Here is a 22,167-nt window from a genome sequence, read left to right as displayed (position 1 = left end):
GGAGTCAAAAATCCGTCTTGATGAGTTCCGTGCCGCTTGCTGGGCCAGCGGACAACGCCGCGTGGCGGCGCGGTCGCCAGCCGGGTCAGCGCAGCGGGGCGAGGAAGGTCTTCAACGCTTCCAGCACCGGCGCCTCCATCTGCTGGGCCACCACGAGCAGCGCGCCCAGGCCGGCCAGCATCGTGATGGGAAAGCCCACCGAGAAGATGCTCAGCTGCGGTGCCACGCGCGAGGTGAAGCCCAGCACCAGGTTGACGAACAGCATCAGCAGCGTCGCGGGCAGCGCCAGCGTGAGCGCGAGGCGGAACACCTCGGCGCCGAGCCGGTCGAGCCGCAGGACCGAGAGCACGCCCAGCGGATCCGGCGCGATGGGCAGCACGCGGAAGGTGGCCACCAGCGCATCGACCAGCAGCAGGTGGCCGTCGAGCGCGATGAACAGCAGCATGGCCAGCGTGTGCAGCCAGCTGCCCACCGCCGACTGGCTGCCGCCGTGCGGGTCGAAGAAGCCCGCGAACGAGAAACCCATCTGCAGGCCGATGAATTCGCCGGCCACCTCGAACACCGAGAACACCAGCCGCGCGGCGAACCCCAGCGCCAGGCCGATCGCCACCTGCTGAGCCACCAGCCCGAGGCCGGACGCCGTGGCGAGCGACAGCCCGGGCGGCACGTTCGCGAATGGCGCCACCACCACCGCGATCGCCGCCGCGGCCGCCACGCGGGCGCGCATCGGAAAGCCGCGGTGCGACAGCAGCGGCGCCGAGGTGAACAGCGCCAGGATCCGCAGGAACGGCAGCAGCAGGCCGGCCAGCCACGTGTCCAGCTGCAGCTGGTTGAAGGTCACCACGGCCGCGTTGCTCCCGGGTGCCCTACCCCACCGAGGCGGGAATCGAGGTCAGCACCTGGCGGATCCAGTCGACCAGCATCGAGATCATCCAGGGACCGGCGATGGCAAGCGAGGCCAGCACCGCCAGCAGCTTGGGCAGGAACGACAGCGTCGCCTCGTTGATCTGGGTGACCGCCTGGAACAGGCTCACCGCGAGGCCGACCACCAGCGCGGCCAGCAGCGCCGGCGCACACACCGTGACCAGCATCTCCATCGCCGTACGGCCGAAGGTCAGGACGGCTTCGGGTGTCATTGCTGCACTCCGAAGCTGGCGACCAGCGAGCCGATGAGCAGGTTCCAGCCGTCCGCCAGCACGAACAGCATCAGCTTGAACGGCAGCGCGATCAGGACCGGCGACAGCATCATCATGCCCATCGACATCAGCACGCTGGCGACGATGAGGTCGATCACGATGAACGGGATGAACACCATGAAGCCGATCTGGAAGGCGGTCTTGAGCTCGCTGGTGACGAACGCCGGCACCAGGATGCGCAGCGGCGTCTCCGCCGGCTTCACGTCGGTCGGCTGGCCGCCGATGCGGTTGAACAGCGCCAGGTCGGCGTCGCGCGTCTGCTTGAGCATGAAGGTGCGCAGCGGATCGCTGCCGCGGGCCACCGCCTCCTCGAAGCCCAGCTTCTGCTCGCTGTAGGGCTTGTAGGCCTCGTTGTAGACCTTCTCGAGCGTGGGACCCATGATGAAGAAGGTCAGGAACAGCGACAGGCCGACCAGCACCTGGTTGGGCGGCGACGATTGCAGGCCGAGCGCCTGCCGCAGCAGGCCCAGCACGATGATCAGCCGGGTGAAGCTGGTCATCAGCAGCAGGATGGCCGGCAGGAACGACAGCGCCCCGAAGATGAGCAGCGTCTGCACCGGCACCGAGTAGGTGGTGGTGTTGCCGCTGGTCTGGGCGGTGAAGCCGAGCGGGGTGGCCTGTGCCCAGGCGCTCCCTGCGACGATGAGCAGTCCGCCGGCCAGCAGCGCGGCGGCGCGTGCGCAACGCTGCGTCATCCGCCCCTCCCCTTGGCCAGCCCGCGCAGCAGGCCGGCGAAATCGGGCGCCGGGGCGGGCGGCGGCACGGCGGCGGGATCCGCCTCGCCCAGCAGCGTGACCTGCTGCGGCGTCACGCCCAGCACCAGCAGGCGGTCCTGCACCCGGACCATGACGACCCGCTCGCGCGCGCCCAGGGCGATCTGGGCGGTGAGTTCGAGCGGCCGCGGGCCAGTGCCCGGCGGCTGGAAGGTCTGGATGCGCTTGAGCGTCCACAGCACCAGCGGAATCAGCGCCAGCACCAGCAGCAGCATCAGCAGGGACCAGGAGGTCGAAGCCATCGGGCCGGTCCTTTCAGCGGGAGAGCCGGCGCATGCGCTCGGACGGGGTGACGATGTCGGTCAGGCGGATGCCGAACTTGTCGTTGACGACCACCACCTCGCCCTGCGCGATCAGGAAGCCGTTGACCAGCACGTCCATCGGTTCGCCGGCCAGCGCGTCCAGCTCGATCACCGACCCCTGCGCCAGCTGCAGGATGTGCTTGATCGGGATGCGGGTGCGGCCCAGCTCGACGGTGAGCTGGACGGGGATGTCCAGCACCAGGTCGATGTCGTCGCGCTGCGCGTTGGCGGCGGCCTCCGCGCCGAGCTGCGGGAACAGGCCGGCGGCGGAAGCGGCCTGCGGCGCGGGCGACGACGCCTCGGCTTCAGCGAGCGCGGCGGCCCAGTCGTCGGCCATCGCGTCCTGGGAAGAGGTCTGGGTGTCAGCCATGGCTGGTACTCCGGAAAAGGCTGTCAGGGCCGCTGCGGTCCATCGATCGCTTGCGGCTGGGTGAGGAATTCGCGGATGCGCAGCCCGTAGTGCGGGCCGAGCGTGCCGTAGTCGCACTCGAACACGGGCACGCCATCCACCTTGGCGGTGAGCGTGGGCAGGCGATCGAGCTCGATGAAGTCGCCGGCCTTGAGCGCCATCAGCTCGCCGATGGTGGCCTGGCTGTGCGCGAGCTCGGCCGCCAGCTCCACCTCGGCCGACTTGATCTGCTGCGTCATCATGGTCAGCCAGCGGCGGTCGGGGCCGCCCTGGTCGCCCTGCAGGGGCGAATACAGGATCTCGCGGATCGGCTCGAAGGTGGAATACGGGATGCAGATGTGCAGCGAGCCGCCCACGTCGCCGAACTCCACGTCGAAGGTGGTCGTGACCACGATCTCGGAGGGCGTCGCGATGTTGGCGAACTGGGTGTGCATCTCCGAGCGCGCGTACTCCAGCTCGATGGGATAGATGGCGGCCCAGCTCTTGGCGTATTCGGCCGCGATCACCTCGACCAGGCGCAGGATGATGCGCTGCTCGGTCGCCGAGAACTCGCGGCCCTCCACGCGCACGTGGCTCTGGCCGCTGCCGCCGAACAGGTTGTCGATCACGCTGAAGACCAGCGTCGGATCGCAGATCAGCAGCCCGGAGCCGCGCAGCGGCCGCACGTGCACGATGTTGATGTTGGTGGGGACGACCACGTTGCGCAGGAAGGCGCTGAACTTCTGCACCTTCACCGGGCCGACCGAGATCTCCGGGTTGCGGCGCATGAAGTTGAAGACGCCGATGCGGAAGTTGCGCGCGAAGCGCTCGTTGACGATCTCCAGCGTGGGCATGCGCCCGCGCACGATGCGCTCCTGGCTGGACAGGTCGTAGGTGCGGACACCTCCGGCCTCGATCACGTCGCCGGCGCCGGCGTTCGCGTCCTCGCCGGTCACGCCGGCGAGCAGCGCGTCGACTTCTTCCTGGGAAAGGGCGTGCTGCGACATGGCGTTTACTGGACGATGAACTGGGAGAACAGGACGCCGGTGATCGGGTTCTCGACCTGCGCCTTCTTCGCCTTCTTGCGGGCCTTCTTCTTCGCCCGGGCCTTGGCCTTGGCGTCCTCGTCGTCCTCGTCCTCGTCGTCCGCGGCGGGGGGGGCGTCCTTGGCTTTCGCGACGGCCGGGTCCGGCAGGTCCAGGCCGATCGCCCGACCGGTGCGCACCCGGATCTCCTCGGCCAGCTTGTACTTGCCCTCGGTGGAGAGCAGCTCCTCGATCTGCTTGGACGAGATCAGCAGCAGGATGTCGTTGCGCACGGCCGGCAGGTGGTCCTTGACCGTGGCCTCGATGGCCGGGTCCTCGAACTGCAGGGTGATGCCGATCTGGGCGAAGCGTTCGCCACGCGGATCCTGCAGGTTGACCGTGAAGGGCTCCAGGGTGGTGAACAGCGGCTTGGCGGCCTTCTTCTTGGGCGCGTGCGCCTCCTGCTCCTCGTCGTCGGCACCGGCCTTGTGGCCCATGAAGTACCAGGCGCCGCCACCGGCGCCGCCGGCCAGCAGCAGGCCGGCCAGGACCAGCACGAGCAGCTTCGACTTGGGTTTGGCGGCAGGGGCGTCGGGCTGGGCTTCTGACATGTTCACTCCAATCAGGAATGATTGTCGGCAGCGCCCCGGCCGCGAAACGCGCGATAAGGGCCGCGAAACTGCCCGTCATCCGGCGGCGTGGCGCCGGCTGGCCCGCGCCAGCGTGCGGCGCCCCGCGCGCGTCAGGCGTACAGGTCCAGCATCCCGCGGCCGCGCCGGATCGTGACCGTGGCGCCGGCGGTGGGCGCTGCCGACAGCCCGCCGGCGCCTGGCACGGCGCCCGCTTCGCGCCGGACGGCCGCGTCGCGCGGCGCCTGCCAGCCGTCACGCGAGGCGGCGCCCTGCCCGCCCGCGCCCACCCCCGCCTGCCCCAGTTGCAGGCCGTGGCCGGCCAGCAGTTCGCGCAGCTCCGGCAGGGCCTGGCTCAGGCCCTCCCGCGTGGTGGCGTGCGCGGCGGTGAAGCTGATGTCCGCGGTCTGCGCGGTCAGGCTCAGCTGGATGCGCACCGGACCGAGTTCGGCCGGGTTCAGGTGCAGTTCCGCCTGCTGGACGCCACCATCGGCCATCAGCCGGACTTCCGCCGCGATGTCGCCGGCGAAGGCGGCATCCAGCGGGTGCGAGGGCAGCGCCGCCTGGTGCACCGGCACGCTCGGCGCGGCGGCCCCCGCGTCCGGCGCCGGCGCGGGCGCATGCAGCGCGAACGCACCCGCCAGGTCGGTCGTGGCCCGCGCCTTGGCTGGCTCGGCGGCCTCCACCGCCTGGGTTGGCGCAGCGGGCACCGGCACGGGCGCGGCGGCTCGCGCCGGTGCCGCGGCGCCCGCGGCCGGCTCGAGGCCGAAAGCCGCCGCCGGCGCGTCGGCCCTGGATCCCTTGCCCCGGGGCGCGGCGGCGTCGCCCGCCGCAGTGGCCGGTGCATCGGTCCCATCGGTGGCCGTGCCGACCCCCTTGCGGGCGGCGCCGCGCTCGGCCGGACCGGCCGCCGCCAGCATCGCGTCCGGCAGCGAGAGCGCGGGTGTCGCGGCGGGGGTTGCCGCCGGCGTCGCGGCCAGCGCGGTGCCCGCCTCGCCGGCCTGGGCCTGCCGGGCCTCCTCGCCCTCGGCGTCGGCACCCGGGCCCGCCGCGCCGGCCCCGGCCCCCTCGAGGACGCCCGCATCGCCGGCCTCCAGGCCGGCCAGCGCCTGCAGCACGGCGGCAAAGGCGTCCGATGGCGCCTGGGCGGCGCCCCGCGCGCCGGCGGCGCCGGGCGCCTTGCCGGCGCCCTGGGCGTGGGTGGCGGCGGGCTTGGACGGGTGGGCGGAGGTCGGGATGGCGGTCATGGCTGGGGGTTCTCCTGGCGGGCGACGGCGCGCGCCGCGAATTCATCGGCCTCTCGCTGGCCGCGGCGCTGCTCGCGCCGGTCGCGCTGCTGCGCCTGCCGGCGCGACAGCGTCTCGAAGGCCAGCATGCGTTGCTGGCACTGCACCAGCAGTTGCTGCTGCTGGCCGACGACGCCCTCGCGCGCCTGCGCCTCGCGGCGCTGCATCGCGATCGCCTCGTCGAGGCGGCTGACGAAGCGCTGGTAGTCGGCCAGCTGGCCGCCGTCGCCGCGGCCGAGCGTCGCGGCGGGCGAGCGCGACAGGCATTCGGCACGGAACTCGAGCAGCCGCTGCAGCGTGGCCTGCGCCTGCTGCACCGCTTGCTGCGCCTGCTTCAGGCGCACCGACTGCTGGTCGCGGGCGGCCTGGGCCTGTTCGATCAGGAGCGGAAGCACGTGCTGCATCAGTTCACCCCGGCCTGCGCCAGCACGGCCTGCAGCGCCTTGACACTGGCGGCGAGGCCGGCGCCTTCGCGCATGTCCTGCTGCAGGAAGGCGGCCACCTGGGGGTACAGGCGGATCGCCAGGTCGGTCTGCGGATCGGCACCGGCGACGTAGGCGCCGACGGCCAGCAGGTCCCGGTTGCGCTGGTAGCGCGCGTACAGGGCCTTGAGCGAGCGCGCCAGGCGCAGCTGGTCGGGGCCGGTCACGTTGTGCATCACGCGCGAGATCGACTGCTCGATGTCGATCGCCGGATAGTGGCCCTGCTCGGCGATCGAGCGGGACAGCACGATGTGGCCGTCCAGGATGGCGCGGGCGTTGTCGGCGATCGGATCCTGCTGGTCGTCGCCCTCGGTGAGCACCGTGTAGAACGAGGTGATCGAGCCGCAGCCGTTCAGGCCGTTGCCGGTGCGCTCCACCAGCTGCGGCAGGCGGGCGAACACCGACGGCGGGTAGCCCTTGGTGGCAGGCGGCTCGCCCAGCGCCAGCGCCATCTCGCGGTGCGCCATCGCATAGCGGGTGAGCGAATCCATCAGCAGCAGCACGTGCTTGCCGCGGTCGCGGAAGTGCTCGGCCAGGGCGGTCGCGTACGCGGCGCCCTGCATCCGCATCAGCGGCGGCAGGTCGGCCGGCGCCGCCACCACCACGGCCCGCCGCAGGCCTTCCTCGCCCAGGATGTCCTCGACGAACTCCTTGACTTCCCGGCCGCGCTCGCCGACCAGGCCGACGACGGTCACGTCGGCCTTGGTGTAGCGGGCCATCATGCCCATGAGCACCGACTTGCCGACGCCGGAGCCGGCAAACAGGCCCAGTCGCTGGCCGCGGCCCACGGTGAGCAGCGCGTTGATCGCGCGCACGCCGACGTCCAGCGGTTCGCGCACGGGATCGCGGTCCATCGCGTTGATCGGCTCCCGTGCGAGCGCCTCCGCGTGCACCCCGAACAGCGGGCCGCCGTGGTCCAGCGGCGCACCGGAAGGATCGACCACGCGGCCGAGCATGGCGTCGCCCATCGGCAGGCGGCGCAGGTGGTTGCCGTGCGCCGGCGCCGGCGCGGCCGGCCGGCCGTAATGCAGGCCCTCGAACGGATAGGTGATCGGCTCGACCCGCGCGCCGGGCGACAGGCCCTGGATGTCGCCGGTCGGCATGAGGTGCAGGCGGCCGCGCGCGAAGCCCACCACCTCGGCTTCCGTCATGTGGGCGCCATCGTGCACGCGGCACACGCTGCCCAGCGGCAGCCGCAGGCCGGTCGCCTCCATCACCAGGCCGGACACGCGCACCAGCCGACCGCTGACGGCCAGCGGCACGTCGGCCGACAGCAGCCGGCGATGCGCATGGAGGTGCTGGCACAGGCGCGTGCCGAAGGTCGGGGTGCTCACGGCAGCGGCTCCTCGTCGCGGCCCAGGCGGGCCATCACCGCGTGCCAGCGGGCCTCGAAGCCGGCATCGGCGATGCCGGTGTCGCCCTCGACCTGGCAGCTGCCGCGCGGCAGCTGCGGATCCTCGGCGATGCGGCAGGTGCCGGACTGGACGGCGTCCAGGTGCGGCGCGATGCGGGCCGCGTCCTCGGGATGCATGCGCAGTTCCAGCGACGAGGCGCCCTCGCCGAGCGCACGCAGCGCCTCGCGGGCGGCAGGCAGCAGCGCTTGCGGATCGGTCGACAGTTCGCGCCGCAGCACCTGCCGCGCGATGTCCACCGCCAGCGACACCAGGTCGCTCGCCACCTGCGACTCGAGCGCGGCGAGGTCGCGGCCGAAGCCGTCCAGCATCCGCTGCATCTGGGCGGCGACGTCGGCGGCCTTGCGCGACTGGAAGGCTTCCAGTGCCTGCGAGCCCTCGCTGTAGCCCTGCGCCAGGCCGGCGCGGGCGCCCTGCTCGTAGCCACGGCGGTGCCCCAGCGCGTAGGCGGCGCGGGCGGTTTCGTTGTTCAGGTCGCGGGCGCTCAGCGGCCGCGCCGGCGCCGGCCGCGCGCCCGACAGCTCGCTCAGGTCGACCGGGCGGACACCCCCCAGCGCCTCGGCCGAGATGATGCGGCTGGCCGGCGGCGCGGCCGCGGGTTCAAACGAAGCTCTCGTCACCGCCGCCTCCCAGCATGATCTCGCCTTCGTCGGCCAGGCGACGCGCGATCTTCAGGATGCCCTTCTGCTCGGCATCCACGTCCGACATCCGCACCGGCCCCTTGCTCTCCAGGTCCTCGCGCAGCGTGTCGGCGGCGCGCGAACTCATGTTGGAGAACACCTTCTCGCGCATCTCGGGATCGGCCCCCTTCAGGGCCACCACGAGCTGCTCGTTGTTCACCTCGCGCAGCACGCGCTGCATGCTCTTGTTGTCCAGCTTCATCAGGTCCGAGAAGGTGAACATCTGCTCCTCGATCTTCTGGGCGAGCTCGCCGTCCTCCTCGCGGATGGCGCCGATCGCGGTGGCGTCCATGCCCGAGCCCAGGAAGTTCAGGATCTCGGCCGCGGTCTTCGGGCCGCCCAGCGGGGCCTTGCGCACCCGGTCGCCGCCGGCCAGCACCTTGGAGAGCACGTCGTTCAGTTCCTTGAGCGCGTTCGGCTGGATGCCGTCCAGCGTGGCGATGCGCAGCACCACGTCGTTGCGGGTGCGGTCGTCGAAGGAGGCGAGCACGCCGGAGGCGTGGTCGCGGTCCAGGTGCACCAGGATGGTGGCGATGATCTGCGGATGCTCGTTGCGGATCAGCTCGGCAATGGCCGCCGGGTCCATCCACTTCAGGCTCTCGATGCCGCTGACGTCGCGGCCCTGCACGATGCGGTCGATCAGCAGGCCGGCCTTGTCTTCGCCAAGCGCGCGCTTGAGCACGTTGCTCACGTAGGCGCCCGTGTCGCTGACCAGCGAGCGCTGGGTCTCCACGGTGCGCTCGAAGCGCGAGAGCACGTCGTCGAACTGCACGTCGGCCACGGTGGTCAGGCGCGCCATGCGTTCGCCGATGCGCTGCACCTCCTTGGGCGACAGGTGCTTGAACACCTCGGCGGCGCAGTCCTCACCCAGCGCCAGCAGCAGGATCGCGCTGGCGTGGATGCCTTCGTCTTCGGTGGCGGGGGCGGCCATGGCTGCGGGTCCTCAGGAAGGCTGGTTGGCCCAGTTGCGAACGACGTTGGCCACGGTGGCCGGGTCCTGCTTGGCCAGCTGGCGGATGCCTTCCAGCTGGCTGGAGCGGGCCTGCTGCTTGGCCGCCTGGGCCGTGGGCAGCAGGGCGGGACCGTCGGCGTCCGGCTCCACGGTCACCTTGGGCGTGGCGCCGCCGGCGCTCGGCGGGCCCAGGTCGATCGCGTCGCGCACCGTGGCCGCCAGGCGCGGCGGCGGCGGCGTGCGCACCGCGCGCATGGCGGGCCGCACGAAGCCGAGGATCACGATCAGCGCCAGCAGCGGCAGCGCGATCCAGGGGCCCAGGCTGCGGGCGATGTCCAGCACCTCGGGCTGGCGCCACAGCGGCAGCTCGGCCACCGGGGCGGCGGCCGGCAGGCTGAACGGCGTGTTGACCACCTGCACGCTGTCGCCGCGGTCCTTGCTGAAGCCGATGGCCTCGCGCACCAGCGCATTGACCTGCTCCATCTGGGCGGCCGGCAGGGCCGCGACGGGGCGCGGCTTGCCGTCCGGCCCGACCAGCGCGACGTGGTTCACGATCACCGCGGCCGACAGGCGGCGCACGTTGCCGGTGGCGTTGCGCACCACCTTCACGGTCTTGTCGACCTCATAGTTGGTCACGGCATCGCGCTTGACGCCCGCGGCCGCGCCGGGACCGCCGGCCGTCGGCGGCGTGATCGCGCCCGGCGCACCGTTGACCGGCGACGTGGGCGTGGCGGGCGGCTGGTTGGACAGCGCGCCGGGACTGCCGCCGCCACTGCCGGCAGCGCCGCCTGGCGCCTCCGACAGGTGCTGGCTGCGCACGGCCGCCGGGGCGCTGCCCTGGTTGGGCGTGTACATCTCGGCGGTCGACTCGCTCTGGCTGAAGTCGATGTCCGCCGTGACCTGGGCACGCACGTTCCCGGGGCCGACGATCGGCTCCAGGATGGTCAGGATGCGCTGGGCCAGCGACTGCTCGGCCTGCCGCACGTACTGCAGCTGCGAGGCGTCGAGGCCGGCCACGTTCTCGCCGGCCGCCTGCGACAGCAGGGTGCCGTTCTGGTCGACGACGCTGACGGCGCGCGTCTGCATGTCGGGCACGCTGGAGGCGACCAGGTGCACGATGCCCGCGATCTGGCTGCGCTCGAGCGCGCGGCCGCCGTACAGCGTCAGCAGCACGGACGCCGAGGGCTTCTGCTGCTCGCGCAGGAAGGCGGTCTGGTTCGGCAGCGCCAGGTGCACGCGGGCCGACTGCACCGCCGACAGGGCCATGATCGAGCGTGCCAGCTCGCCCTCGAGGCCGCGCTGGAAGTTCAGGCGTTCCTGGAACTGGGTGGTGCCGAACTTCTGGTTCTCCATCAGCTCGAAGCCGACCGTGCCGCCCTTGGGCAGTCCCTGGGACGCCAGCTTCAGGCGGGCGTCGTGCACCTTGTCGGCAGGCACCAGGATGGCCGCGCCGCCTTCGGCGAACTTGTGCGGCACGTTCATCTGCGCCAGCGCCGCGATCACCGCGCCGCCGTCCTTGTCGTTCAGGCTGGCGTAGAGCACGCGCCACTCGGGCTGGCGGCCGGCGCTGACACCCCAGGCGATCAGCGCGGTGAGCAGCAGCGTGCCCAGGGCGAGGCCGATCTTGCTGCGCTGGGGCAACGCCAGCAGCCGCTGCATCGGCGAGCCGGCCGGCGTGGCGTCGGTCGGGTTGGCGGAGGGGAGACGGGCTTCCATGGTGTCTTCGGTTCTGGCCCGCCATTCTTGAGGCCGGCCTGTTCCCGGCTTGCGCCGATATGAGGGCCTTTCCGGCCGCTATTTCGCGCCGGGCGCCCGCGGCGCGCGGCCTACAGTGCGCCACGCCCTCCCAAAGGCTGCTCCCCATGAACATCCCGCCCGTCGCCTCCGGCCTGCCCACGCCCCTGCTGGACGCCCTGCGCCGCAATGCCGCCGACCAGGCCCGCCAGGCCACGCCGGCCGTGGCCGCGCCGTCCTCGCCCTCCTTCGTCAATGCACTCGACCAGGCCCTGCGCTCGGTCAGCGCGACCCAGCACGAGGCGGGCGCGCTCGCCGAGGCCTTCCAGGCCGACCCGTCCGGCGTCAGCCTGGAGCAGGCGATGGTCGCCATGCAGAAGTCGCAGATCGGCTTCCAGTCGGCCCTGCACGTGCGCAACCGGCTGGTGTCGGCCTACAGCGACATCATGAACATGCAGGTCTGACGACCGCCATGGCACGCATCCCGGGGGCCTCGATCCTCGCCCGCCGCCCGGTCCGCCTCGGACTGGCGGTGCTGGCCGCCGGCCTGGCCCTCACGCTGCTGGCGACGCTGCGCACCGACGAGGCCGTGCGGCACGAGCAGGCCCACCGCTTCCAGACCAGCGCCGAACGCCTCGAAGGGTCGGTCGGGCGCCGCATCCTGCGGGCCGAGCAGATCCTGCGCTCGGCACGCGCCGCGCACGTCGCGATGGGCGGCTTCGACCGCCGGCGCTTCCGCACCTATGTCGAGCGGCTCGAGCGCGACGGCGAGATGCCGTCGGTGCGCGGCCTGGGGGTTGTCGCCCGGGTGCCGCGCACGGAGCTGCCCGCGTTCGTGGCGCGGGAACGCGCCGACGCGGCCCCCGGGTTCAACGTGCACGGCACCGGCAACGCGCCCGATCTCTTCGTCACCCGCTTCGCCGAGCCGATGGGCCGCAACGCCGCCGGCTGGGGCCGCGACTGGGGCAACGAGCCGCTGCGACGTGCCGCCGCCGAGCAGGCCGTGGACACCGGCGGCATCGCGCTGAGCGCCCCGCTGGTGCAGCTGCAGGCCGACCGCGGACCCGGCTGGATCCTGTTCCTGCCGATCTACCGGCCCGGGGCGCCCACCGCCACCGTGGCCGGGCGCCGCGAGGCGCTGGAAGGGCTGCTGTACGCCCGGATGCTGGCGTCCGAGGTGCTGTCCACCGTGCGGGGCGTCCAGGAGGACGGACTGCAGTTCCAGCTGTGGGACGGGGCGCCGGCCGCCGGCCGCCCGGTCTACGACAGCCGCACCGCGCAACCCTCGACCACCGCGCCGCCCGAGCACCAGCCGGTGTACCAGGGCGAGCTGTCGATCGGCGGCCGCCAGCTGACCATCCGCGTCTGGTCCGAGGACGGCCCGCCGCTGGGCACGGTGGGCGCGACCGTCGGGGTCGCCTTCACCGGCATCGCCCTCAGCGTGCTGCTGGCGCTGGCGGTCGGCCGCCTCCTGGCCGCGCGCGAATCCGCGGAAGAGCGCTCCCGCCGGATGCAGGAGGAGCTCGCGCGCATGGAGGAACTGGCGCAGCGCACCACCGGCGTCGTGGTCGGGCTGGACGAGCGCCTGCGGCTGCGCTGGATCAACGCCGGCTTCACCCTCCTGAGCGGCTGGACCGAGGACGACTGCGTGGGCCACCCCGCGAGCCGGTTCCTGCGCGCCGCCGACGGTGGCGCCGAGCTGGCCGAGGCGGTCGACCGGCTGCGCCATGGCGCCTCCCACCTTCGCATCGAGCTGCTGCATGGACGCAAGGACGGCTCCCTGTGCTGGCTGGATGCGACGGTGCAGCTGGACGGCGAGGACGGCGGCTTCCTGCTCACCGCCGACGACATCAGCGCCCGCCGGCTGGCCGAGCGTCGGCTGGCCGAGAGCGAACACCTGATCCGGCTGATGGCCGACAACATCCCGGCGCGCCTGTCGTACTGGGACGCCGACCTGCGCTGCCGGATGGCCAACCGCACCCTGCTGCAGCAGTACGGGCGGACGCTGGCGCAACTGCGGGGCACGCCGATGCAGGAGGTGCTGGGCGCCGAGGTCTTCGCCGAGGTCGGGCCGCGCCTGGAAGCGGCGCTGCGCGGCGTGCCGCAGCGCTTCGAGAGGACGCATGCGCGGGCCGGCGGCCAGCCGATGACGACCCTGGTCCACTACGTGCCGGACTACGACCATGGCGAGGTCTGCGGGCTGTTCGTGCTGTCGCTCGACATCACGGAGCTGAAGCAGGCGCAGGAGGCGGCGCTGGAGGCAAGCCGGGCCAAGACGCAGTTCCTCTCGCACATGAGCCACGAGATCCGCACGCCGATGAACGCCATCCTCGGCATGCTGGCGCTGCTGCGCAGCACCGAGCTCGATGCGCGACAGGCCGACTACTCGCACAAGGCCGAGGCCGCCGCGCGTTCGCTGCTCGGCCTGCTCAACGACGTGCTGGACCTCACCAAGATCGAATCCGGCAAGATGCAGCTCGACCCCGCGCCGTTCCGCGTGGATTCGCTGCTGCAGGACCTGGCGGCCATCCTGGGCGGCACGGCGCACGCCAAGTCGCTGCGGCTGACGTTCGACGCCGATCCCGCGATCCCGCCGGTGTTGGTGGGCGACGACATGCGCCTGCGCCAGGTGCTGGTGAACCTGGGCGGCAACGCCGTCAAGTTCACGCACCGGGGCGAGGTGGTGGTCGGCCTGCGGCTGGTCGAGCGCAGTGCGCAGGCGGTGCTGGTGGAGTTCGCCGTGCGCGACACCGGCATCGGCATCGCGCCGCAGGACCAGGAACGCATCTTCACCGACTTCAGCCAGGCCGCCGCCTCGACCACCCGCGAGTTCGGCGGCACCGGGCTGGGCCTGGGCATCTGCCGCCGGCTGGTGGCGATGATGGGCGGCGAGCTGCGCCTGGAGAGCCTGCCCGGGCGCGGCAGCTGCTTCTTCTTCACGCTGCGGCTGCCGGTGGCCGACGCCGGCGCGCAGACGCAGCCGCCGCGTATCGGCGCGCCGGGCCAGGTCGAGGCCGGGCGCCGGCTCGCCGGGCTGCGGCTGCTGGTGGTCGAGGACAACGCGATCAACCAGCAGGTCGCCCGGGAGCTGCTGTGCGCGCACGGCGCCGACGTGACGCTGGCCGGCGACGGCCGCGAAGGCGTGCGCGCCGTCGAGACGGCCCCGCTCCCGTTCGATGCCGTGCTGATGGACGTGCAGATGCCGGTGATGGACGGCTACACGGCCACCCGGGAGATCCGCGAGCGGCTGGGCGATCGCCGCACCCCGATCATCGCGATGACCGCCAACGCCATGGCGCCCGACCGGGAGCGCTGCCTGCAGGCCGGCATGGACGACCACGTGCCCAAGCCGTTCGACCTGCCGATGCTGCTGGACGTGCTGGCGCGGCATGCGGTGCGCCGCATCGGTGGCCCCACCGGCGGCCCGCCGCCCGCGCCCTCGACCCCGCCGGCATCGGCCGATCCCGCCTACTGGAACCGTGCCGGGGCGCTGCAGCGGCTGGGCGGCAACGCTGCGCTGCTGGACAGCATGGTGCCGCTGTTCTGCCGCAACCTGCGCGAGACCGAACAGCAGCTGCAAGCGCTTGCGGCAGGCGTTCCCACCGAGCAGGCGGTGGCGCTGTTCCACACGCTCAAGGGCATGGCCGCGACGATGGGCGCGGAGGAACTGGCGCGCGCGGCGGGCATCGCCGAGCGCGGCCTGCGCGATGGCGGGCCCGCGCCTGCCGCCGAGCTGGCGGCGCCGGTGCGCCAGGCGATCGAGGCCACGCTGGCCGTGCTGGACCCCGGCGCCTGACCGCGCTCAGGCCTCGCCCGAAGGTCCCTGCAGCAGCCGCTCCCGCGGCAGCGTGAAGTAGAACGCGGCGCCCTCGTCCGGCTGCGAGCTGGCCCAGATCCGCCCGCCGTGGCGTTCGACGATCCGGCGCACCAGCGCGAGGCCCACGCCGGTGCCGTCGAACTCCTCGGCCTTGTGCAGCCGGGCGAACGGCACGAACAGCTTGTCGGCGTACTCGGGATCGAAGCCGGCGCCGTTGTCCTTGACCCAGAACAGCAGCTCGCCGGCGCCGGTGGCCTCCCAGCCCACGGTGACCAGCGGATGCTCCCGGCGCGAGCTGTACTTCAGCGCATTGGACAGCAGGTTGTCCCACACCTGCCGCAGCGTGGCCTGGTCGCCCAGCACGCGCGGCAGCGTCCCGACGTTGACCCGGGTGCGCGCGGCCTGCGGCGCCTCGGCGAGGATCTCGGCCACCAGCCGCTGCAGGTCGACCTGCGAGTCCACCAGCGCCACCCGCCCTGCCCTGGCCAGCGCAAGGAAGCCGTCGATCAGCGTGTCCATGCGGGCGGCGTTCGCCACCACCCGGTCGATGTAGCCGGTGGCCCGCGCCGTGTCGCCCTTGCGCAGCGACTCGGCGGTGGCCTGGGCGAAGCCCTCGATCGAGGCCAGCGGCGCCCGCAGGTCGTGCGCGACGGAATAGGAGAAGGACTCGAGGGCGTCGTTGGCCGCGGCCAGCGCGGCGGTGCGCTCCGCGATGCGGTGCTCCAGCGTCTCGTTCATCAGCTGCAGCGCCTGCTCGGTGGATTTCAGCAGGGTCACGTCGACCGTGCAGCCGTACCAGACCAGGCTGCCGTCGGGCTGGCGTTCGGGATGCACCTGCATCAGGTGGTGCCGCAATCCCTGGCGCGGCAGCAGCGCGCGGTACTCGATGGTGACCGGGCGCAGGTCGGCCGCGGCCTGGCCCACCGCGTGCTCCCAGCGCGTGCGGTCCAGCGGGTGGATGCGGTCGATCATGAGGCCGTTGTCCTGGCGGCGCAGGTCGGCCGGCTCCAGCTCGAAGATCTCGCGCGAGCCGTCGCTGATGAAGAAGACCGTGCCACGGCGCGCGCCCTTGGGCTGCAGCACGGTGTAGATCGCGCCGGGCACGTGGCGCGACAGGTTGTCCAGCTCGCGCCGGCTGCGCGCCTCGCTCTCGCGCAGCTCCTGTTGCAGGCGCGGCAGCCGCTCCAGCATGCGGTTGAAGCCGGCCGCCACGGCGGCCAGCTCGGCCGGTCCGCTCTCCGGCGCGCGCCCCGAGAAATCACCCGCCGCGGCCGCATCCGCCGTGCGCTGGAGCGCACGCAGGGGCGCGGTGATGCTGCGGCGCAGCCGCAGCACCAGCCACAGGCACAACCCGACCATGCCCAGGCCCACCAGCAGCGAACGCAGCAGGGCCGTGCGCACCGGGGCGTACACCACGTCGACCGGGACCCCGGCCGCCGCCAGCCAGCCAGTGCGGCCCACCGGCTGCACCGCATAGAGCCGCTGGACGCCGTCGACCCCGGCCGCACGGAACGTGCCGGGCAAGGCGCTGCGGAACAACCGCACGTTGGCGCCGTCGCGCATGCGCCGCCCGATGGTCTCCAGCCGCTGCGGCGAGCGGCTGGCGATCGTGTTGGTCTGGTCGAGCAGGGTGATGGCTCCGCCCTCGCCCACCGGACCCTCCACGATCCCGGCCAGGGCGGCCGCGGGCAGCAGCACCTCGACGGCGCCGGCCAGCCGGTCGTCGCGGCCCAGCACCGGGTGGACGACCGCATAGGCCCAGGCACCGGTCGCCTCGTCCCGCTCCAGCGGCGACACCAGCGGCGCCCGTCGGGCGCGCAGCTCGGCCGACCAGCCGCGCGGCGCGAGGGCCCGGCGTGCCGGCCGCCCGCACACCAGGCGGCCGTCGAGGTCGAAGCTCCCGACTTCGAGCAGGCCCTCGTGGAGCATCGCCAGGTGGCCCAGGGCCGGGTCGCACGCCGCAGGGTCCAGGGCACGCACGGCACTGCGCTGCGCCAGCGAGGCCGCGACACGCAGCTGCGCGTCGAAGTGGCTGGCGGTGTCGTCCGCCGTCTTGCGCGCGATGTCGCGCACCAGGCGGTCGGCCACCTCCGTCTGCGTGCGGGTCTCGCGCGCCACGTGCCAGGCCAGCAGCCCGACCATGGGCAGGCCGGTGGCCAGCACCAGCAACCACAGCAGCACGACGACCGGCAGGGAGCGTCCGGCAGGTGCCGCCGGGGCGTCGGACGCCCCGGCGCCCGCGCCCGAACCCTGCCCGGCGGCGGCGCCCGCCAGCGCGAGGTAGACGAACAGCGCGGAGAACCCGACGAACGCGGCGCCCTTCCAGCTCTGGAACGTGGTCAGCGCGCTGGAGGAGGCGAAGAGCGCAGCGCCCAGGTGGTCGGAGAACACGATCCACAGCACGCCGAACGTGAGGTACGCCGCGGCCAGCAGCAACGCGCCCGCCGGCCGGCCGGCGCGGGGCTGGCGGGGCGCGTCGTGGTGCGCGGTGCTCACGCGGCGGTGCGGAAGAACGGCATGTCTGGATTGTCCCGCAGCGGCGCGCGGCGCGCCGGCCGGGCGGTCGCCGGCACCGTGTCAGTGCAGGGTCGTGGGCGACGCCAGCGGCCAGGCCGTCGCGTCGAGCAGGGAAGGCATCGGCTCGCAGATGCGCCGGATCTCGGCGTCGCGGGCCAGGATGGCGCGCAGGATGCGCATGCGCTCGCGCTGCTCGTGCGGCGGCAGGGGCTGCTGGCGCGCCAGGCTCTGCAGTCGCGAGATCACGAGGGCGCAGGCACCCTCCAGCCGGCAGACGCTGTCCCAGTCGCCGGCGCGGGCGGCCTCCAGCATCTCCTCGCTGGCGCAGTCGAGCGCCTCGTAGTGGCGCAGCAGCGCGCTGGGCACGGGGCCGCCGCTCACGACGATGCTCCCGCCGCGGACGTCGTCCTGCACTGCCGGGCTTGCGTCGCGCTCATGCAGGCGGTCCTCAGGCGTGAAGGTCGGCATGGGCGTTCACCGGTTGGGGGGCGATGCCGGCCCAGGCCGAGCGCAGGTCGCCCAGCAGGCGCCCCACTTCGGCCAGCGCCACGTCGCTGTTGTGGAGGTTGGCCAGGAACAGGCGCGAGACCATGTGCTCGTAGAGCGAGGACAGGTTCTCGCCGAGCGAGGCGTCGCCATGGCTTTCGATCGAGGCCTTCAGGCCCTCGTCGATGATGCGCATGGCCTTGGTGATCGTGGTGACCTTGGTGGCGACGTCGCCAGTCTCGATCGCGTGCCGGGCCTGCAGCACGGCAGCGATCGCGCCGTCGAACAGCAGCATCACGAGCTGGTGCGGGTCGGCCTGGGACACGGCGGTGACCGTGCCCACGTGGCGGTACTGGTCGATCGGCTGGAGCGGGGAGGAGAACATGGGCTGGACTTCCTTGCCCAGATTTACGGCCTGGGACGCCGGAACTTGAGCGGAGCGCCCCGGCTGCGAGCGCTGGCGCGGACCTAGCCGATGCCCAGGCTGTTCTTCATCTGTGCCATGCGGGCGTTCAGGTCCGACATCTGGCTGTCCAGGCGCTGGTACTGGGCGCGCAGCCGCGCCTCGGTCCGCTCGAGACGGGCCTCGAGGTTGTCCTGGCGCTTCTCGTTGTCGGTGACGCTGCGCTTGAGGCTCTCGACGCGGCTGGCGAGCGGCCCGGTCTCCCCGGTCAGGGTCTTGGACCATTCCTTGAAGCGCACCGCGAAGCCGCGCGCGTTGGGGTCGCTGCCGCTCTGGGCCTGCGCGAACAGGCGCGACAGCTGCTCCGGCTTGGACAGCAGCGGGGTCAGCTTGTCATCCTTGACCAGCAGCGAGCCGTCCCGCTGCAGCTCGATGCCGGCGGCTGCCAGCCCGGACACGCCGCTGCCGCCCGTCACGTCGCCGCGCAGCATCGTGCGCAGCTGGTTGAGCATGGAGACGGCCGTGGAGTCGGCCTGCAGCGTGCCGCGCGTCTTGCCGTCCGCCTGCGTCTGGTTGCGCAGCAGCGAATTGAGGGAGTTGTAGGCCGCCACGAAGTCGTTGACGTTCTTGCGGATCGCCACCGTCTGGATCGAGACGCCCAGCTGGACCGGGGCCGCCGTCACCTTCTTCAGCGTGAGCGAGATGCCTTCCAGCGCTTCGGTCGGGGTGTTGGTGGCACTGCTGAGCGCGACGCCGTCGACCTTGAACTGCGCATCCTGCGCGGCCTGGGTCTGGGTCAGGTTGCGCCCGGCGCCGGCGGGGGCGGCCGGGTCCCACGCCAGGGCGGACAGGCCCGCAGCATTGGTGTCGTCGCCGTCCGCGTCGGCCGTCCTCAGGCGGATCGAGCTGGCCGCGCCATCGGCACTGCGCAGCACCAGCCTCGCTCCGTCGGCGCCGGTGACGATGCTGGCCGTGACGCCCGCCTTGGCGGCGTTGATCGCGTCGCGGATGCCCCCCAGCGTCTGGTTGGCGGCCGTGATGTCGATCTTGACGGGCGTGCCGTTGGTCTTCGGCGTGAAGGTGCCGGCGGCGGTGGTGCCGATCTCCAGCGTCAGCGTCCCGGTGCCGACCACCGCCGAAGACGCGCCATAGGAGCCGCTGGCGAGCACCTGGCTCTGGGCGAGCTGCTGCACCTCGATCGCATGCGAACCGGCCACGGCGCTGGCCGTGGCGGTGGCGGCCACGGCGGCGCTGTCGCTGCTGTCCGCCAGCATCGGGCTCCAGGCACTGGGCTGCATGAGGCGCGCGGCCACGTCGCCCAGGCTGGACAGCTGGCTCTGCAGCGAACCGAACGCCGACAGCTTGGTGCTGATGCTGCTCGCCTGGGTCTGCAGCTGCGTCAGCGGCCGCTTCTCCAGCGACATCAGGCTGGTGACGATGGTGTTGACGTCCAGGCCGCTGCCGACGCCGGTGCTGGTGATCGATGCCAAGGCTGGCCTTTCGCCGGGGGTTTGGAAGGATTAACGGCGCGCGCGGTCAACCCTTGAGCAGTTGCAGCACCTGCTGGGGCAGCTGGTTGGCCTGCGACAGCATGGCGTTGCCGGCCTGCTGCAAGATCTGGGCACGGGTGAGGTTGGCGGTCTCGGCCGCGAAGTCGGTGTCCATGATCCGCGAGCGGGCGGCGGTGGTGTTCTCGGCCGCGATCTGGATGTTCGCCACGGCGCTCTCGAAGCGGCTCTGCACCGCGCCGAGCTTGGCGCGCGCGCCGTTGATCTGGGCCAGCGCCGAGTCGGCCAGGCGCATCGCATCCTGCGCGCCGGAGTAGCCGCTGATGTCCAGCGTGGTCATGCCGGTCACCGTGGTGGCCGTGCCGTCCTCGCTGCCGTCGAAGCCGGTCTTGGCGGCCGCGGCACCGGTCACGGTGAAGCTGGCCGGCGAGGTCAGCACGATCTTGGCGTTGGTGGTGTCGAAGAACGCGCTCACGCCGGTCGTGGTGGAGATGCGGTTGATGGCGTCGACCACCTGCGCCTGGCGCTCCTGGGTGGTGCCGGTGCCGGCGAGCACGCCGACGTCGAAGCCGTTGATGACCAGGTCGTTGGCCGCCGTGGCGGTCAGGTCGGAGATCGCGGTGGAGCTCTGCGACGTGGCCTTGGTCACCGAGCCCAGCTGGGCGATGTTGGCGTCGGCGATGCTGTCGATGGTGATCGACTCGCCGGCGTCGGCGCCGACCTGGAACTTGGCAACGGTGAAGCTGCCGTCCAGCAGCTTGGTGCCGTTGAAGGTCGTGGTGTTGGCGACGCGGTCGATCTCCTCCTTCAGCTGCGAGACCTCCTGCTGCAGGGCGTCGCGGTCGGTCTGGCTGTTGGTGGCATTGGAGGCCTGCACCGCCAGTTCGCGGATGCGCTGGACCATCTCGCTGACCTTGCCCAGCGCGCCTTCGGCGGTCTGCGCCAGCGACACGCCGTCGTTGGCGTTGCGGGCGGCGACGTTCAGGCCGCGCACCTGCGCGTTCATGCGCTCGGCGATGGCCAGGCCGGCCGCGTCGTCCTTGGCGCTGTTGACGCGCAGGCCACTGGACAGCCGCTGGATCGAGGTGGTGAGCGAGGACTGCGAAGTGTTGAGGTTGCGCTGCGTGTTGAGCGACGGCAGGTTCGTGTTGATCACGGAAGGCATGGCGGGACTCCAATCGAAAACTTGGTTTCAACCGGATCGCCGGCCAGGGCCGCGCCGCTTGCGCGCGCCCTCCTCGGCTTCCGGAACGCCCTGCAGACCCGGTTGCGGGTTTCCACAGGGTGTCCGTACTTTGGAGCGGGCGGCGCGAAGTCGGTCCGTGAAGAAGCGGGCGGGATGCCGGCCATTTCCGGCCGTCACCCCGCCCGCCCTGGGGCCTGCGCCCCCTCGGCTGCTGGTCACCGGGGCGCTGCCGCCCCGTCCGTGCTGCTTAGCGCAGCAGGCTCAGGACCTGCTGGGGCAGCTGGTTGGCCTGCGACAGCATCGCGTTGCCGGCCTGCTGCAGGATCTGCGAGCGGGTCATGTTGGCCGTCTCGGCCGCGAAATCGGTGTCCATGATCCGCGAGCGGGCGGCGGTGGTGTTCTCCGACGCGATCTGGATGTTCGAGACGGCGTTCTCGAAGCGGCTCTGGATGGCGCCGAGCTTGGCGCGGGCATTGTTGATCTGCTTGAGCGCGGAGTCGGCCATGCTGATCGCGTCCTGGGCGCCGGAGTAGCCGCTGATGTCCAGGGACGTCATGCCCGTGACCGTGCTGGCGGTGCCGTCTTCCGAGCCGTCGAAGCCGGTCTTCGCGGCCGTGGCGCCGGCCACCGTGAAGCTGGCCGACGAGGTCAGCACGATCTTGGCGTTGGTGGTGTCGAAGAACGCGCTCACGCCGGTGGTGGTGGAGACGCGGTTGATCGCGTCGACCATCTGCGCCTGGCGCTCCTGCGTGGTGCCCGCCGCGGCGAGCACGCCGATGTCGGTGCCGTTGATGACCATGTCGCCGGCCGCGGTGGCGCCCAGGTCGGAAATCGCGGTGGAGCTCTGCGAGGTGGCCTTGGTCACCGAGCCCAGCTGCGCGATGTTCGCGTCGGCGATGCTGTCGATGGTGATCGACTCGCCGGCGTCGGCGCCGACCTGGAACTTGGCGGCGGTGAAGCTGCCGTCCAGCAGCTTGGTGCCGTTGAACGAGGTGGTGTTGGCCACGCGGTCGATTTCCTCCTTCAGCTGCGCCACTTCGAGCTGCAGCGCCTTGCGGTCGTCGGAGTTGTTGGTGGCATTGGAGGACTGCACGCCCAGTTCGCGGACGCGCTGCACCATCTCGCCGATCTTGCCCAGCGCACCTTCGGCCGTCTGCGCCAGCGACACGCCGTCGTTGGCATTGCGGGCGGCGACGTTCAGGCCGCGCACCTGGGCGTTCATCCGCTCGGCGATCGCCAGGCCGGCGGCATCGTCACGGGCGCTGTTCACGCGCAGGCCGGTCGACAGGCGCTGGATCGAGACGTTCAGGGACGCCTGCGAGGTCGACAGGTTGCGCTGGGTGTTGAGCGAGGCGACGTTGGTATTGATGACGGAAGGCATATCAAGCTCC

21 protein-coding genes are annotated in these 22,167 nt (G+C 72.2%); 2 read left to right on the top strand and 19 right to left on the bottom strand.

The features are described 5' to 3' along the window. Nucleotides 1–85: 85 nt before the first annotated feature. The 13 genes from fliR to fliF form a co-directional block, all read right to left on the bottom strand. The gene (fliR, locus tag VFE82_RS11860; RefSeq protein ID WP_325000523.1) at nucleotides 86–844 is read right to left on the bottom strand and encodes a flagellar biosynthetic protein FliR; all 759 of its coding nucleotides are present in this window, start codon (nucleotides 842–844) and stop codon (nucleotides 86–88) included. A gap of 22 nt (nucleotides 845–866) precedes the next feature. Next, the gene (gene fliQ, locus VFE82_RS11855; RefSeq protein ID WP_325000522.1) at nucleotides 867–1,136 is read right to left on the bottom strand and encodes a flagellar biosynthesis protein FliQ; all 270 of its coding nucleotides are present in this window, start codon (nucleotides 1,134–1,136) and stop codon (nucleotides 867–869) included. Beyond that, a complete protein-coding gene (fliP, locus tag VFE82_RS11850; RefSeq protein WP_325000521.1) occupies nucleotides 1,133–1,891 on the bottom strand; it encodes a flagellar type III secretion system pore protein FliP in 759 nt (252 codons plus the stop codon). Before fliP ends, fliQ begins: the two co-directional genes overlap by 4 nt. After that, a complete protein-coding gene (gene fliO, locus VFE82_RS11845; protein WP_325000520.1) occupies nucleotides 1,888–2,211 on the bottom strand; it encodes a flagellar biosynthetic protein FliO in 324 nt (107 codons plus the stop codon). The genes fliP and fliO overlap by 4 nt, the downstream gene beginning before the upstream one ends. A 13-nt stretch (nucleotides 2,212–2,224) precedes the next feature. Beyond that, complete coding sequence (fliN, locus tag VFE82_RS11840) at nucleotides 2,225–2,641, bottom strand: flagellar motor switch protein FliN (protein WP_325000519.1); 417 nt, start codon at nucleotides 2,639–2,641, stop codon at nucleotides 2,225–2,227. A 23-nt stretch (nucleotides 2,642–2,664) separates the two neighbouring features. Continuing rightward, complete coding sequence (fliM, locus tag VFE82_RS11835) at nucleotides 2,665–3,666, bottom strand: flagellar motor switch protein FliM (RefSeq protein ID WP_325000518.1); 1,002 nt, start codon at nucleotides 3,664–3,666, stop codon at nucleotides 2,665–2,667. Between the two features lie 5 nt (nucleotides 3,667–3,671). After that, nucleotides 3,672–4,295, bottom strand: coding sequence for a flagellar basal body-associated FliL family protein (locus VFE82_RS11830; RefSeq protein WP_325000517.1), 624 nt, complete (start codon nucleotides 4,293–4,295; stop codon nucleotides 3,672–3,674). Nucleotides 4,296–4,426: 131 nt separating this feature from the next. Continuing rightward, a complete protein-coding gene (locus VFE82_RS11825) occupies nucleotides 4,427–5,560 on the bottom strand; it encodes a flagellar hook-length control protein FliK (protein ID WP_325000516.1) in 1,134 nt (377 codons plus the stop codon). Then, the gene (gene fliJ / locus VFE82_RS11820) at nucleotides 5,557–6,003 is read right to left on the bottom strand and encodes a flagellar export protein FliJ (protein WP_325000515.1); all 447 of its coding nucleotides are present in this window, start codon (nucleotides 6,001–6,003) and stop codon (nucleotides 5,557–5,559) included. Before fliJ ends, VFE82_RS11825 begins: the two co-directional genes overlap by 4 nt. Next, nucleotides 6,003–7,415, bottom strand: coding sequence for a flagellar protein export ATPase FliI (fliI, locus tag VFE82_RS11815; protein WP_414708753.1), 1,413 nt, complete (start codon nucleotides 7,413–7,415; stop codon nucleotides 6,003–6,005). The genes fliJ and fliI overlap by 1 nt, the downstream gene beginning before the upstream one ends. After that, nucleotides 7,412–8,113 carry a flagellar assembly protein FliH gene (locus tag VFE82_RS11810; protein ID WP_325000514.1) on the bottom strand — a complete coding sequence of 234 codons (702 nt, stop codon included), beginning with the start codon at nucleotides 8,111–8,113 and terminating at the stop codon, nucleotides 7,412–7,414. The genes fliI and VFE82_RS11810 overlap by 4 nt, the downstream gene beginning before the upstream one ends. Next, a complete protein-coding gene (fliG, locus tag VFE82_RS11805) occupies nucleotides 8,094–9,104 on the bottom strand; it encodes a flagellar motor switch protein FliG (protein WP_325000513.1) in 1,011 nt (336 codons plus the stop codon). Before fliG ends, VFE82_RS11810 begins: the two co-directional genes overlap by 20 nt. 12 nt (nucleotides 9,105–9,116) lie before the next feature. Then, nucleotides 9,117–10,841, bottom strand: coding sequence for a flagellar basal-body MS-ring/collar protein FliF (gene fliF / locus VFE82_RS11800; RefSeq protein WP_325000512.1), 1,725 nt, complete (start codon nucleotides 10,839–10,841; stop codon nucleotides 9,117–9,119). 146 nt (nucleotides 10,842–10,987) lie between these two features. On the opposite strand from fliF, the gene fliE reads away from it, so the two are divergent. Together fliE and VFE82_RS11790 are read left to right on the top strand one after the other, a co-directional pair. Continuing rightward, on the top strand, nucleotides 10,988–11,323 hold the full coding sequence (gene fliE, locus VFE82_RS11795; protein ID WP_325000511.1) for a flagellar hook-basal body complex protein FliE: 336 nt from the start codon (nucleotides 10,988–10,990) through the stop codon (nucleotides 11,321–11,323). A gap of 8 nt (nucleotides 11,324–11,331) precedes the next feature. Further along, a complete protein-coding gene (locus tag VFE82_RS11790) occupies nucleotides 11,332–14,655 on the top strand; it encodes a CHASE domain-containing protein (RefSeq protein WP_325000510.1) in 3,324 nt (1,107 codons plus the stop codon). A gap of 6 nt (nucleotides 14,656–14,661) precedes the next feature. Here VFE82_RS11790 and VFE82_RS11785 read toward each other — a convergent pair whose 3' ends face one another. The 6 genes from VFE82_RS11785 to VFE82_RS11760 all read right to left on the bottom strand — a co-directional run bounded on the left by VFE82_RS11785 (nucleotide 14,662) and on the right by VFE82_RS11760 (nucleotide 22,157). Beyond that, on the bottom strand, nucleotides 14,662–17,172 hold the full coding sequence (locus VFE82_RS11785) for a sensor histidine kinase (RefSeq protein ID WP_325000509.1): 2,511 nt from the start codon (nucleotides 17,170–17,172) through the stop codon (nucleotides 14,662–14,664). Between the two features lie 81 nt (nucleotides 17,173–17,253). Beyond that, entirely contained in the window at nucleotides 17,254–17,661 is a 408-nt protein-coding gene (locus VFE82_RS11780; protein ID WP_325000508.1) for a flagellar protein FliT, read from the bottom strand. Further along, the gene (fliS, locus tag VFE82_RS11775; RefSeq protein ID WP_325000507.1) at nucleotides 17,642–18,064 is read right to left on the bottom strand and encodes a flagellar export chaperone FliS; all 423 of its coding nucleotides are present in this window, start codon (nucleotides 18,062–18,064) and stop codon (nucleotides 17,642–17,644) included. The genes VFE82_RS11780 and fliS overlap by 20 nt, the downstream gene beginning before the upstream one ends. A gap of 83 nt (nucleotides 18,065–18,147) precedes the next feature. Beyond that, on the bottom strand, nucleotides 18,148–19,572 hold the full coding sequence (gene fliD / locus VFE82_RS11770) for a flagellar filament capping protein FliD (RefSeq protein ID WP_325000506.1): 1,425 nt from the start codon (nucleotides 19,570–19,572) through the stop codon (nucleotides 18,148–18,150). Between the two features lie 46 nt (nucleotides 19,573–19,618). Continuing rightward, nucleotides 19,619–20,755, bottom strand: a complete 1,137-nt coding sequence (locus VFE82_RS11765; protein WP_325000505.1) for a flagellin — start codon at nucleotides 20,753–20,755, stop codon at nucleotides 19,619–19,621. 268 nt (nucleotides 20,756–21,023) lie between these two features. Continuing rightward, nucleotides 21,024–22,157 (bottom strand): flagellin, encoded by a 1,134-nt coding sequence (locus VFE82_RS11760; protein WP_325000504.1) that lies wholly within the window; start codon nucleotides 22,155–22,157, stop codon nucleotides 21,024–21,026. Between the last annotated feature and the right edge of the window lie 10 nt (nucleotides 22,158–22,167).

The organism is Ramlibacter sp. (assembly GCF_035655895.1).
In the GTDB taxonomy this organism is placed as follows: Bacteria; Pseudomonadota; Gammaproteobacteria; order Burkholderiales; family Burkholderiaceae_C; genus Ramlibacter.
The sequence above is the reverse complement of the archived record's forward strand: the minus strand, read 5'-3'. Positions and strand labels throughout refer to the sequence as shown.

Excerpts from the sequence above, each read along its gene's own strand:
- fliQ (WP_325000522.1), bottom strand. The coding sequence starts at position 1,136 with ATGACACCCGAAGCCGTCCTGACCTTCGGCCGTACGGCGATGGAGATG.
- fliP (WP_325000521.1), bottom strand. The coding sequence starts at position 1,891 with ATGACGCAGCGTTGCGCACGCGCCGCCGCGCTGCTGGCCGGCGGACTG.
- fliO (WP_325000520.1), bottom strand. The coding sequence starts at position 2,211 with ATGGCTTCGACCTCCTGGTCCCTGCTGATGCTGCTGCTGGTGCTGGCG.
- fliN (WP_325000519.1), bottom strand. The coding sequence starts at position 2,641 with ATGGCTGACACCCAGACCTCTTCCCAGGACGCGATGGCCGACGACTGG.
- fliM (WP_325000518.1), bottom strand. The coding sequence starts at position 3,666 with ATGTCGCAGCACGCCCTTTCCCAGGAAGAAGTCGACGCGCTGCTCGCC.
- VFE82_RS11830 (WP_325000517.1), bottom strand. The coding sequence starts at position 4,295 with ATGTCAGAAGCCCAGCCCGACGCCCCTGCCGCCAAACCCAAGTCGAAG.
- VFE82_RS11825 (WP_325000516.1), bottom strand. The coding sequence starts at position 5,560 with ATGACCGCCATCCCGACCTCCGCCCACCCGTCCAAGCCCGCCGCCACC.
- fliJ (WP_325000515.1), bottom strand. The coding sequence starts at position 6,003 with ATGCAGCACGTGCTTCCGCTCCTGATCGAACAGGCCCAGGCCGCCCGC.
- fliG (WP_325000513.1), bottom strand. The coding sequence starts at position 9,104 with ATGGCCGCCCCCGCCACCGAAGACGAAGGCATCCACGCCAGCGCGATC.
- fliF (WP_325000512.1), bottom strand. The coding sequence starts at position 10,841 with ATGGAAGCCCGTCTCCCCTCCGCCAACCCGACCGACGCCACGCCGGCC.
- fliE (WP_325000511.1), top strand. The coding sequence starts at position 10,988 with ATGAACATCCCGCCCGTCGCCTCCGGCCTGCCCACGCCCCTGCTGGAC.
- VFE82_RS11790 (WP_325000510.1), top strand. The coding sequence starts at position 11,332 with ATGGCACGCATCCCGGGGGCCTCGATCCTCGCCCGCCGCCCGGTCCGC.
- VFE82_RS11780 (WP_325000508.1), bottom strand. The coding sequence starts at position 17,661 with ATGCCGACCTTCACGCCTGAGGACCGCCTGCATGAGCGCGACGCAAGC.
- fliS (WP_325000507.1), bottom strand. The coding sequence starts at position 18,064 with ATGTTCTCCTCCCCGCTCCAGCCGATCGACCAGTACCGCCACGTGGGC.
- VFE82_RS11765 (WP_325000505.1), bottom strand. The coding sequence starts at position 20,755 with ATGCCTTCCGTGATCAACACGAACCTGCCGTCGCTCAACACGCAGCGC.
- VFE82_RS11760 (WP_325000504.1), bottom strand. The coding sequence starts at position 22,157 with ATGCCTTCCGTCATCAATACCAACGTCGCCTCGCTCAACACCCAGCGC.